Origin of the sequence: Tardiphaga sp. (genome assembly GCF_025356345.1) — a bacterium.
Classification (GTDB): Bacteria; Pseudomonadota; Alphaproteobacteria; order Rhizobiales; family Xanthobacteraceae; genus Tardiphaga.
The window spans coordinates 1-11,899 of record NZ_JANXTC010000270.1 but is presented as its reverse complement, the minus strand read 5'-3'; the positions used below and the strand labels follow the sequence as shown (position 1 = coordinate 11,899).

Annotated in this window: 11 protein-coding genes and 1 pseudogene; 8 read left to right on the top strand and 4 right to left on the bottom strand. The window is 62.9% G+C overall.

Annotated elements, in window-relative coordinates; genetic code table 11:
* Positions 1 to 2: 2 nt before the first annotated feature.
* Complete coding sequence (locus Q0S16_RS16620) at positions 3 to 713, bottom strand: ABC transporter ATP-binding protein (RefSeq protein ID WP_295850180.1); 711 nt, start codon at positions 711 to 713, stop codon at positions 3 to 5.
* A 55-nt stretch (positions 714 to 768) separates the two neighbouring features.
* Between Q0S16_RS16620 and Q0S16_RS16615 the strand changes: the two genes are divergently transcribed.
* The 6 genes from Q0S16_RS16615 to sucD all read left to right on the top strand — a co-directional run bounded on the left by Q0S16_RS16615 (position 769) and on the right by sucD (position 6,992).
* Positions 769 to 1,407 (top strand): arylesterase, encoded by a 639-nt coding sequence (locus Q0S16_RS16615; protein ID WP_295850217.1) that lies wholly within the window; start codon positions 769 to 771, stop codon positions 1,405 to 1,407.
* Positions 1,408 to 1,609: 202 nt separating this feature from the next.
* Positions 1,610 to 2,146, top strand: a complete 537-nt coding sequence (gene thpR, locus Q0S16_RS16610; protein WP_295850177.1) for an RNA 2',3'-cyclic phosphodiesterase — start codon at positions 1,610 to 1,612, stop codon at positions 2,144 to 2,146.
* A gap of 123 nt (positions 2,147 to 2,269) precedes the next feature.
* Positions 2,270 to 3,454, top strand: a complete 1,185-nt coding sequence (gene zapE, locus Q0S16_RS16605) for a cell division protein ZapE (protein WP_295850174.1) — start codon at positions 2,270 to 2,272, stop codon at positions 3,452 to 3,454.
* Between the two features lie 280 nt (positions 3,455 to 3,734).
* A complete protein-coding gene (mdh, locus tag Q0S16_RS16600; protein ID WP_295850173.1) occupies positions 3,735 to 4,703 on the top strand; it encodes a malate dehydrogenase in 969 nt (322 codons plus the stop codon).
* Positions 4,704 to 4,906: 203 nt separating this feature from the next.
* Positions 4,907 to 6,103: an ADP-forming succinate--CoA ligase subunit beta gene (gene sucC, locus Q0S16_RS16595; RefSeq protein ID WP_295850171.1), complete on the top strand. Its 1,197-nt coding sequence runs from the start codon at positions 4,907 to 4,909 to the stop codon at positions 6,101 to 6,103.
* A 4-nt stretch (positions 6,104 to 6,107) separates the two neighbouring features.
* Positions 6,108 to 6,992 carry a succinate--CoA ligase subunit alpha gene (gene sucD, locus Q0S16_RS16590; RefSeq protein WP_295850169.1) on the top strand — a complete coding sequence of 295 codons (885 nt, stop codon included), beginning with the start codon at positions 6,108 to 6,110 and terminating at the stop codon, positions 6,990 to 6,992.
* Positions 6,993 to 7,107: 115 nt separating this feature from the next.
* Here sucD and Q0S16_RS16585 read toward each other — a convergent pair whose 3' ends face one another.
* The 3 genes from Q0S16_RS16585 to Q0S16_RS16575 all read right to left on the bottom strand — a co-directional run bounded on the left by Q0S16_RS16585 (position 7,108) and on the right by Q0S16_RS16575 (position 9,937).
* Positions 7,108 to 7,989, bottom strand: a complete 882-nt coding sequence (locus Q0S16_RS16585; protein ID WP_295850167.1) for a sulfurtransferase — start codon at positions 7,987 to 7,989, stop codon at positions 7,108 to 7,110.
* Between the two features lie 61 nt (positions 7,990 to 8,050).
* On the bottom strand, positions 8,051 to 9,169 hold the full coding sequence (locus Q0S16_RS16580) for an acyl-CoA dehydrogenase family protein (protein WP_295850215.1): 1,119 nt from the start codon (positions 9,167 to 9,169) through the stop codon (positions 8,051 to 8,053).
* 225 nt (positions 9,170 to 9,394) lie between these two features.
* The gene (locus Q0S16_RS16575; RefSeq protein WP_295850165.1) at positions 9,395 to 9,937 is read right to left on the bottom strand and encodes an OsmC family protein; all 543 of its coding nucleotides are present in this window, start codon (positions 9,935 to 9,937) and stop codon (positions 9,395 to 9,397) included.
* A gap of 235 nt (positions 9,938 to 10,172) precedes the next feature.
* Here Q0S16_RS16575 and Q0S16_RS16570 point away from each other — a divergent pair, with 235 nt between their 5' ends.
* Together Q0S16_RS16570 and sucA are read left to right on the top strand one after the other, a co-directional pair.
* Positions 10,173 to 10,853 (top strand): helix-turn-helix domain-containing protein, encoded by a 681-nt coding sequence (locus Q0S16_RS16570; RefSeq protein WP_295850163.1) that lies wholly within the window; start codon positions 10,173 to 10,175, stop codon positions 10,851 to 10,853.
* A 160-nt stretch (positions 10,854 to 11,013) separates the two neighbouring features.
* Positions 11,014 to 11,899, top strand: a pseudogene (sucA, locus tag Q0S16_RS16565) (2-oxoglutarate dehydrogenase E1 component); the annotation flags it as partial.

Here is an 11,899-nt window from a genome sequence, read left to right as displayed (position 1 = left end):
ATTCAGGCCGTCTCGATATGGCCGGAGCGCAGCCGCACGACGCGGTCGCAGCGATGCGCCAGCGCGGTGTCATGGGTCACCAGTACCAGCGTCATGCCGCGTTCAGCATGTTGTGCGAAGAGCAGATCGACGATCTGGCTGCCGGTGGATTCATCGAGATTACCGGTCGGTTCGTCGGCCACCAGGATCGCCGGATCCGGCGCCAGCGCGCGGGCCAGCGCGACGCGCTGCTGCTCGCCGCCGGACAATTGCGTGGGGTAATGATGCAGCCGGGCGCCAAGTCCCACCGATTGCAATTCGCGCGCGGCGCGCCCCATCGGATCGGCATGGCCGGCGAGTTCGAGCGGCACCGCGACGTTTTCCAGCGCGGTCATGGTCGGGATCAGATGGAAGGACTGGAACACGATGCCGACGTGGCGACCACGAAACCGTGCGAGACCGTCCTCGTCGAGTCTATTGAAAGAGGTCCCGTTGACTACCACCTCTCCGCTATCAGGGCGCTCGAGCCCTGCCATCACCATCAGCAGCGTCGACTTGCCGGAACCGGACGGGCCGATCAGCCCGATCGCTTCGCCGGGGGCCACGCGCAGGCTGATATCCTTGAGAATATGCACCCGCGCGGCCCCGGAGCCGAGCGACAGGTTGAGGTTCGAGATGGAAATGGTATCCGGCAAAACGCCGACCGACGGTGAGTCTTTGATGAAAGTGTCCATGCGGACTTCATATGGCACTTTCTTGGCGGCGGTCGAGGGGCTGACGCGCACGTTTATGTGGCTGCTTGCTGCCGGGTTGATGCTGGCGATTCCGATGGCGCCCGCGACGGCCCAGGATTTAGCCAGGCCCATCAAGCTGGTCGTGCTCGGGGATTCACTGAGCGCCGGCTACGGCCTGGCGGCCTCGTCGGCGTTCCCGGTGCGACTGCAGGCCGCACTGAAGGACAAGGGTATCGCCACCGACATGATCAATGCCGGAGTGTCCGGCGACACAACCTCGGGCGGCCTCGGCCGGCTCGACTGGTCGGTGCCGGAAGGCACCGAGGGCGTGATCCTCGAACTCGGCGCCAACGACGCTTTGCGCGGCACCGATCCGAAAGTGCCGCGCGCGGCACTGACCGAGATCATCCAGCGGCTACAGAAACGCAACATCGCAGTGCTGCTGTGCGGCATGCTGGCGCCACCGAACTACGGCGCGGATTATGCAGAGAAATTCAATTCTATCTACCCGGACCTGGCCCGGGAATTTAATGTGCCGCTATATCCCTTTTTCCTCGAAGGCGTCGCCGGCAATACCAGCCTGGCACTGGCTGATGGCATGCATCCTACCCCCGAAGGGGTGGACGTCGTGGTGAAGAATATCCTGCCCAGCGTTGAGGCATTTGTCGGATCAATCAGCAAGCACCCCCGTTGAAAAACCGGTAGCCTCGACCCTGCCATCCGCTTTCCCCGGAACCTTGATGGCGACGAAGCGGCGCTGCTTCGCAGAGTCACAGAAGTCGGTTAAAAAAGTTATCGGTGATTCGTCACCGACCCTTTTGTTGGGACATGATTTTCGCCGAGAAGTGGATTCCACTGTTCGGCGAAGATCGGGTCCTTGCAGTAAGGAGCACGTTATGCCGCGTTTGTTCACCGGACTGGAAATACCGGCCGATATTGGCCAGACCCTATCAGGTTTGCGGGGTGGCCTGCCCGGCGCCCGCTGGATCGATCCCGAGAACTACCACGTCACGCTGCGCTTCATCGGCGATATCGACGGCGTGGCGGCGAATGAAATCGCCTCACTGCTCGACCGCGTCAACCGCAAGCCATTCGAGGTCGCGCTGCAGGGTCTATCGAGTTTCGGCGGCAAGAAGCCCCGCGCCGTGGTCGCCCAGGTGGTGCCGAGCCGGCCGTTGATCGAGTTGCAGGCCGAGTTGGAGCGATTGATCCGACGCTGCGGGCTCGACCCCGAGGGACGCAAGTTCATCCCGCACGTCACGCTGGCGCGATTGCGCGACGCCTCCAACCAGGACGTCGCCGACTATCTCGCGGTGCGCGGCTATTTCCCGACCAGGACCTTCAAGGCGTCACGCTTCGTGCTGTATTCGTCGCGCGCCTCAACCGGTGGCGGTCCCTATGTGGTCGAGGATGCTTATGCGTTGAGCGCGTAGGACGGCGTGAAACACTTTCTCGCTTCCCCTCCCCCTTTTTGGGGGAGGGGAAGCAAGAGCCCGCATATCTCTTCCACGATTTCGCGGCTTGCAATTTGCGCCGGGGTGGGGCCGTTAGCCCCCATGTCCTCCGTCCCCCCAGCTTCCTTCCGCGAAAATTACCAGTCGCTTGTCGCCCGCGGCGCCATCGAGGCCGATCCGGCGCAGGCGCGCGCCGTCGAAGCCATTGCGCAGCTCGATGCGACGCTGTCGAGCTACAGGCCGCCGCGCAAACAGGGCTTTCTCGGCCGCATGTTCGGCGACAAGAATGGCGGCCCCCCGCGCGGCCTGTATGTTCATGGCGAGGTTGGTCGTGGCAAGACCATGCTGATGGACCTGTTCTTCGAGAGCAGCTCGGTCAGCCACAAGCGGCGCTGGCATTTTCACGAATTCATGGCCGAGGTGCACGAGCGCATCTACGGCTTTCGCCAGAAGGTCGCGAAGGGCGAATTGCCGGACGGCGATGTCATCGCGCTGACCGCCAACTCGATCTTCGAGGAAGCCTGGCTGTTGTGCTTCGACGAATTCCACGTCACCGACATTGCCGACGCGATGATCCTTGGCCGGCTGTTTTCGCGGTTGTTCGAGCTCGGCACGGTGGTGTTCGCGACCTCCAATGTCGAGCCGGTCAACCTCTACAAGGGCGGGCTCAACCGCGCGCTGTTCCTGCCTTTCATCAAGCAGATCGAAGCCCACATGGAAGTGCTGCGGCTGGATTCGCGCACCGATTTCCGGCTGGAAAAGCTGGCCGGCCTGAAGACCTGGCTGGTACCGGCCGACCCTGCCGCCGAGACCGCGCTTGACGCCGCCTTCAGGAAGCTGACCGGCGGCTCGCCTGGCCGACCGCGCGACATCGCAATCAAGGGCCGCACGCTGCACGTGCCGCGCGAGGCGCACGGCGTTGCGCGCTTTGCGTTCGGCGATCTCTGCGAGAAGCCGCTCGGCGCTTCCGATTACCTGCGGTTGGCGCATGATTATCACACGCTGTTCATCGACCGGATTCCGATGATGGATTATGGCGACCGCAACGCCGCCAAGCGCTTTATCGCTCTGATCGACACGCTGTATGACAATGCGGTGAAGCTGATGGCCTCGGCCGCGGCCGAGCCGCAGGCGCTGTACCAGGCCAGCGAAGGGTTCGAGGCGATGGAGTTTGCCCGTACCGCGTCGCGGCTGTTCGAGATGGGCTCGGAAACCTACCTCGCTCTGCCGCACGGCCGCGGCGATTCCACCGCGTCCGGCGCCACCACGGGGCTGGTGGAGACGTAGGGCTTCATGGTTGTTCCGGGGCGCGAGCGTCGCGCGCGAGCCGAACGCGAACCCGGGACCGCGGCATGTTCAATGCCATTGCGGGATTCCGGGTTCGGGTTCGGGTTCGGGTTCGGCTGGCGCCGCCCGCGCCCCGGGAATGACAACCAATTTCGCATTGCAGCCCGGCGCCGGACAATTGCGGCGGCCCCGACTTGAACGGTTCCTGCGAAAGGGATAACCAGCCAGTCAGAATTCCTCCCTGCCCCAATCCCCATCGGCCAAAAAGGACAGATTTCCCATGGCGCGCAACAAGATCGCATTGATTGGCTCCGGTCAGATCGGCGGAACCCTGGCCCATTTGATCGGCCTCAAGGAACTCGGCGACGTGGTGATGTTCGACATCGCCGAGGGCGTGCCGCAGGGCAAGTCGCTCGATATCGCGCAGTCGTCCCCGGTGGACGGTTTCGACGCCAAATTCACCGGCGCCAATTCCTATGAGGCGATCGAAGGCGCGGACGTCGTGATCGTTACCGCCGGCGTGCCGCGCAAGCCCGGCATGAGCCGCGACGATCTGCTCTCGATCAACCTCAAGGTGATGGAGCAGGTCGGCGCCGGCATCAAGAAATATGCCCCTGACGCCTTCGTGATCTGCATCACCAACCCGCTCGACGCGATGGTCTGGGCGCTGCAGAAGGCATCCGGCCTGCCGCACAACAAGGTTGTCGGGATGGCCGGCGTGCTCGATTCGTCGCGCTTCCGCCTGTTCCTCGCCGACGAATTCAACGTCTCGGTCGAGGATGTTACCGCCTTCGTGCTGGGCGGCCACGGCGACACCATGGTGCCGCTGGTGAAATACTCCACGGTCGCCGGCATTCCATTGCCTGACCTGATCAAGATGGGCTGGACCTCGCAGGCCCGTCTCGACGAGATCGTCGATCGCACCCGTAACGGCGGGGCCGAGATCGTCAATTTGCTCAAGACCGGCTCGGCATTCTATGCGCCCGCGGCTTCGGCCATCGCGATGGCCGACAGCTACCTCAAGGACAAGAAGCGCGTTCTGCCCTGCGCCGCCTATCTGAACGGCGAATACGGCGTGAAGGACATGTATGTCGGCGTCCCGGTGGTGATCGGATCGAAGGGTGTCGAGCGCATCGTCGAGATCGAACTGGCCGGCAAGGACCGTGAAGGCTTCGACAAGTCGGTAGCCTCGGTGGTGGGGCTGATGGACGCGTGCAAGAAAATCGCCCCCGATTTGCTCGGCGGCTAGATCAAGACTGAGTTTCCGGCACCCCAAAAGGGTGCCGGTTCTGCATCTGGCGATGTTGGCAGGTACCCCATGAACCTCGGCGCCAACCAGCATCTCAATCCGGAACTGCGCGGCTTTTGACTTGAAGCGATCGTGGTATACGATATGCCAAGCTAGATCCAACACAGATTCCAGCTTCATCATCCGGGGTTCGGGAGCGACTTATGAATATCCATGAATATCAAGCGAAGGCTGTGCTGAAGGAATTCGGCGTGCCGGTTTCCAGGGGCGTGCCGATTCTGAAGGCCGAGGAAGCCGAAGCCGCGGCGAAGCAGCTCGGCGGCCCGTTGTGGGTGGTGAAGAGCCAGATCCACGCCGGCGGCCGCGGCAAGGGCAAGTTCAAGGAAGCCTCGGCCGGCGAGAAGGGCGGCGTCCGCCTCTCCAAGTCGATCGAGGAGACCAAGCAGTTCGTCAAGGAAATGCTCGGCGCGACGTTGGTCACCGAGCAGACCGGCCCCGCCGGCAAGCAGGTCAACCGGATCTATCTGGAAGACGGCTCGGACATCGAGAAGGAATTCTACCTCTCGCTGCTGGTCGATCGCGAAACCTCGCGCGTGGCCTTTGTGGTCTCCACCGAAGGCGGCATGAACATCGAGGACGTCGCCCACTCGACGCCCGAGAAGATCATCACCTTCTCGGTCGATCCGGCCACCGGCGTGATGCCGCACCACGGCCGCACCGTGGCGAAGGCGCTGGGTCTCACCGGCGATCTCGCCAAGCAGGCCGGCACGCTGATCACCCAGCTCTACACAGCCTTCATCGCGAAGGACATGGACATGCTGGAGATCAACCCGCTGATCGTCTCCAAGACCGGCGAGCTGAAGTGCCTCGACGCCAAGATGTCGTTCGATAGCAACGCGCTGTACCGTCATCCGGAAATCGTCGCGCTGCGCGACACCACGGAAGAAGACGCCAAGGAAATCGAGGCGTCGAAATACGACCTCGCTTACATCGCGCTCGACGGCACCATCGGCTGCATGGTCAACGGCGCCGGCCTCGCGATGGCCACGCTCGACATCATCAAGCTGTACGGCGAAAGCCCGGCGAATTTCTTGGACGTCGGCGGCGGTGCCACCGAGGAGAAGGTGACCGCGGCGTTCAAGATCATCACCTCGGACCCCTCCGTGAAGGGCATCCTGGTCAACATCTTCGGCGGCATCATGAAGTGCGACATCATCGCCGCCGGCGTCGTCGCCGCGGTGAAGACCGTCGGCCTCACGGTGCCCCTCGTGGTCCGCCTCGAAGGCACCAATGTCGAGGAAGGCAAGAAGATCATTCGTGAGAGCGGCCTGAACGTATTGCCGGCGGACGACCTCGACGACGCCGCGCAGAAAATCGTCAACGCCGTGAAGGGGAAGTAAGCGGATGTCAGTTCTCATCGACAAGAATACCAAGGTGATGTGCCAGGGCTTCACTGGCAAGAACGGCACCTTCCACTCCGAGCAGGCGGTGATCTACGGCACCAAGATGGTCGGCGGCACCTCACCGGGCAAAGGTGGTTCGACCCACCTCAATTTGCCGGTGTTCGACACCGTGGCCGAGTGCCGCGACAAGACCGGTGCCGATGCCAGTGTGATCTACGTGCCGCCGCCGGGCGCCGCCGATGCCATCTGCGAAGCCATCGATGCGGAAATCCCGCTGATCGTGTGCATCACCGAAGGCATTCCGGTGCTCGACATGGTGCGCGTCAAGCGTTCGCTGTCCGGCTCCAAATCGCGCCTGATCGGGCCGAACTGCCCGGGCGTCGTCACCGCCGGCGAATGCAAGATCGGCATCATGCCGGCCAATATCTTCAAGCCCGGCAATGTCGGCATCCTGTCGCGCTCCGGCACGCTGACCTATGAAGCGGTGTTCCAGACCACGATGGCCGGCCTCGGCCAGACCTCGGCGGTCGGCATCGGCGGCGACCCGGTCAAGGGCACCGAGTTCATCGACATCCTCGAGATGTTCCTCGCCGACGACAACACCCACTCGATCATCATGATCGGCGAGATCGGCGGCTCGGCGGAAGAGGACGCCGCGCAGTTCATCAAGGACGAGGCCAAGCGCGGCCGCAAGAAGCCGATCGTCGGCTTCATCGGCGGCGTCACCGCCCCTCCCGGACGTCGCATGGGCCATGCCGGCGCGATTGTGTCGGGCGGCAAGGGCGATGCGCAGAGCAAGATCGCGGCGATGAAGTCCGCCGGTTTCGCGGTGTCACCGTCGCCGGCGCGCCTCGGCACCACGCTGGTGGAATTGCTGAAGGGCTAGTCGCTTCGGCGGTTGGTATCAAAAGGCAAAGGCCCGCTCGAAAGAGCGGGCCTTTTTGTTTCAAATCTCATCCCGAGGCGCGAGGGCGCAGCTCGCGCCCCGGAACGACAGTGTATTATTCCGCCGCCTGCATCTGCCTTTCGCCGACGATCGGCAGGCCTTCCTCGATCGGGTACTTGGTGTCGCGGCTCCATTCGTTCCAGGAGCCGAAATACATCCGCACGTCCATCACGCCGGCGTTCTTCAGCGCCAAGAACGTGTTTGAGGCCCGCGCGCCCTTGAAACAGTACAGGTACACGGTAGTGCTGGGCGCGATGCCAACGGTGGCGCATTCGGCCAGGATCTCGTTCTTCGACTTGAAGCGCGGGCCTTCCGACGTCGGCTTCATCATGCGGTACCACTCGATCCACACCGCGCCGGGAATTCGCCCCATGCGCGGGCAAAAATCCTTGCCGTAGGGCGAGGAGCTTTCGCCGATCCATTCGTCGACGTCGCGGACGTCCAGCAACGCGATGCCGGGATTATCCAGCGCGGCCATCATGGTGGCCGCGTCGATCAGGATGGAGCCTGCTTCGGGCTTGACCTTGAACGAGGCCGCGACCGGCGACGGCACGTCGGTGGTGGTCGGCAAGCCCTTCATGGTCCAGGCATCGTAGCCGCCATGCAGCACCTTGATCTTCAGGTAGCCGAGAAATTCCAGCAGGAAATAGCCACGGCAGGACTGGCCGAAGCCGGAATTCATCGACTGCTCGTAGATGACCGCGGTCTCGGTACCGGACAGGCCGGCGCCGCCGAACGCGTCGGCGAATTTCTTCTTCAGCTCTTCCATTCCCTCGGGCGTGGAGGTGGCGAGGAAGGTGAAGATCTCGTGCAGATTGACGGCGCCTGGGATGTGGCCGGCGGCGTAGGCATCGGGATTGCGCGTGTCGATGATCACGCAGGGTTCGGACTTCATGAACGGGACGAGTTCGTCCGCGGAAATCAGGATTTCAGCCATTAGCAAAGCCTCCACTGGGGTTGTCGGGGGTTTGTCTGTCATGCGTCGTCAGGACGAGTGCCTAGCCTTGGTCTCCCGGGAATTCGCGCGCATTGTCTGCGAGCATTTTTCTGAGTTGCTTGGTAGCGGGGGTAACGATCGCCACGAAGTAGGATTCGCGGAGCCGGCGCTGGGCTCGGTGCGATTTGAGGTAGCCGCGCGCGCCACAATGCAGCATCGCGGCATGGGCCGCGGCCACCGCGGCATCGCCGGCGCGCAGCCGCAGCTCGACGACGCGGCGCCAGTAGCCGTTGCTGGTATCAAAGGGCGTGGCAGCCAGTTGCATCGTCTCGGTCTCCAGCTCCGCCAGCACGGCGGCGAAATCAGCGGGCTGCTGCGGCAGGTAGCGATTGACGTGGCCAAGGCTGGGCTGCACGCTTTCCATGATGGCGACGCAGTCGCGGACCAGGCCCAGCCCCATTCCCATCTGCATCAGGATGAAACCGGCACGGATTGTCTTGACGAAGGGCATCGCCGGGGCCGCCAGCACCTGATCGTCGGCAATGAAGACATCGCGCAATTGCACCGCATAGGTTCCGGTGCCGTCCATCGCCAGGAACGGCTGGCACGGCGTCAGCGCGACATGGGGATCGGCGCAATCGACCAGGAACATGATTTTTTCGCCGGAGCCGTCCTCAAGTTCGAAGATGGTCCCGAACAGATGGTCGGGACCGAGGTTGGATACCCACGGCAACGCGCCGCGCACGATGTAGCCGCCGTCGGTGCGGCGCCCCTTCAGCTTGAGCTTCTCGATGCCGAAAAAACTCTTCATCGGATTGGACAGGCCGGTGCCGCCGAGCCGTTTGCCGCTCGCGGCATCGGCGAGATACTTCGCCTTCAGCGCGGCGTTGTCCGAATTCAGGATGTACCAGACCAGCGTGTTCTGGCACCACGCCATGAAAGCGGTGGACCCGCAGGTCTCACCGATCGCCGAGATTCCGTCGATGGTGTCGCGCAGATCGACATGGCCGGACCATGCACCGGCGGCGCCGAGTTTTCGCAGCGTCTGGTCCGGGTAGATCTCGCCCTCGTCGATCGCCTGCGCGATCGGCGTCAGCTCGGCCCGCGACAGCGTCGCGATACGGTCGACGAATGATTGTATTTCTTCAGCAGCGTCTTCGGGCTTTCGCAGCACGGCCATCGCGGTCATGTCATCTCCGTCGCTTGAAGAGAGGCGCCGCCGCATTGCGTCGGCTGCGTAATTCTCAGGCTCATCCCCGTCATTGCGAGGAGCTATTGCGACGAAGCAATCCAGCTCTTTTAGAGCCTTGCGCTTCTGGATTGCCGCGTCGCGGAGTTCGTCATCAGGCCGGCGAAGCCGGACCCGTTGGCTCCTCGCAATGACGGCCGATAGGCCGTCGTGCGCCTACGCCGTGACTTCGAGATTGACCGGGCGGGTAAAGGTATTGGCGACCGGGGACCATTTCTTGACATGGTCGATCAGCGCGTCGATCTCCGCCTGCGGCACGCCCTCGCAATCCATGTCGACCTTGATGCGGACGTCGGTGAAGCCGACCGGCTTCTCGCTGACGTCGCCGGTGCCCCACACCGCGGTGATGTTGAGGTCGCCCTCGAGCTGCAGTTCGAGCTTGTTGACGGTCCAGCCGCGGTGCACCGCATTGGCATGCAGACCGACCGCCAGGCAGGAGCCGAGCGCGGCCAGCGAGGCTTCCGACGGATTGGGCGCCGTGTCATCGCCGAGCAGCGCCGGCGGCTCGTCGACGATGTAGGGCGGCAGGTTGCGGATGTAATTGGCGTGGCGGAACTTGCCCTCGGCCACCGTCTTGCACTTCAGCGTCTTGATGACGTTCGGGTTGGCCTTGCCGTTGGCAATCAGCTGTTCGAGGCCGCCTTTGTCGATGGGCGCGAGGCAACCGGTCAGAACCGTTTTGGCGGCAACAGCGGTCATTGATGTTTCTCCCTGGAGAAGGTTGGATACAGAACGTTCTGTAGTCTAGCAGGAAGCATGCCATGCCGTGCCGGAGGCAAAAGCCTTATGTTCTGAGCGCGTTATGCGAACGGCTCGAATTCGGGCAAGTCGAAGGTTGCCGCCAAACGCGCCAAAGCACGACTATACGGCTCGAATATTGGTCAGCCGCGCAAGACCGCTTGCGCCTTCCGCGACCCATGACATATGACAGGACATGCCCGATGCGATCCCGCACAGCGCCGAGATCCCTGCTCCGCATTCGACGCCGCGTGACCGGCTGCTGGATGCCGCGACCCGGCTGTTCTGCAAGAACGGTATCAATGCGACCGGCATCGACGCCATCGTCAGCGCCGCCGGCACTGCCAAAACCACCCTCTACAAGATCTTCAGATCCAAGAGCGAGTTGATCGAGGCCGTACTGGAGGCCGAGGGCAAAGTCTGGCGAGGCTGGTTCATCGCCGGCATCGAAACCGCGGCCACACCGCGTGACAAGCTCGATTTGATCTTCCCGGTACTGAAGAAGTGGTTCGGCGAAGAAGGCTATTATGGCTGCGTTTTCATCAATGCGGTAGGTGAACACCCCAAGGACGAGACCCGATTGCGGGCGATCACCATGGTGCACAAATCCGTCGTCCTTGGCCACGTGGCCGGCCTGGCGCGCGCCGCCGGCGCCAGCAAACCCGACTACCTCGCGCACCAGATCGGCCTGCTGATGGATGGCGCCATCGTCGCCGCGATGGTGATGCGCGACCCCACCGTCGCCGACGCGGCCGGACAGGCCGCCGCCGCTTTGATAGATGAGGCTTGCGGCCCCCGCTTGCGACGAACCCGGCGCAGCGGATTGCAGGGCGATGCCGCCGCTCTGGCCAAGGAAAGTCTCAGCTCGGTCGATTAAAACACCCCACAAAGAATTGACGACCAGTTCAATTCTTTGTGCTTTTGAGGGCGAAACTTAAGACTAAATAGGATAGAAGGTCGCTCCTATCAGGCTGGTCCGACAACCGGATCGGCTCTCGCCAATTTTTCAGCGCGACGCCAAAAATCAGGACGCAATCATGTCTCGCCAGGACGCGAATGCCGCTTTCGCCCTCTCTTCGTTTTTGCAGGGTGCCAACGCCACCTATATTGACGGGCTCTATGCCCGTTACGAACAGGACCCCTCCTCGGTCGACCCCGAGTGGCAGGAGTTCTTCAAGAGCCTGAAGGACGCGCCCGCCGACGTCCAGAAGAATGCCCAGGGCCCGTCCTGGGAGCGCGCCAACTGGCCGCTGACGCCGAGCGACGAACTGACCTCCGCGCTGGATGGCAACTGGACCCAGGTCGAGAAGGTGATCGGCGCCAAGCTGGCAGCCAAGGCGCAAAAGACTGGTACCGCGGCGGCCCCCATCGACGTCAATCAGGCGACCCGCGATTCGGTGCGCGCCTTGATGCTGATCCGGGCCTATCGGATGCGCGGCCACTTCCATGCCAATCTCGATCCGCTGGGTATCGAGGGCCAGAAGGACCATGAGGAGCTTGACCCGCGCTCCTATGGCTTCGTCGATGCCGACTACGACCGCCGGATCTTCCTCGACCACGTGCTCGGCCTTGAATACGGCACGTTGCGCGAGATCGTCGCGATCTGCCAGCGCACCTATTGCCAGACGCTCGGCGTCGAATTCATGCACATCTCCAATGGCGCGCAGAAGGCCTGGATCCAGGAGCGGATCGAAGGACCGGATAAGGAAATCAGCTTCACCCGCGAAGGCCGCCGCGCCATCCTGATGAAGTTGGTCGAGGCTGACGGCTTCGAAAAATTCTGCGACGTCAAGTTCACGGGCACCAAGCGTTTCGGTCTCGACGGCGGCGAGTCGCTGATCCCCGCGCTGGAGCAGATCATCAAGCGCGGCGGCAATCTCGGCGTAAAAGAGATCGTGGTGGGCATGCCGCATCGCGGCCGCC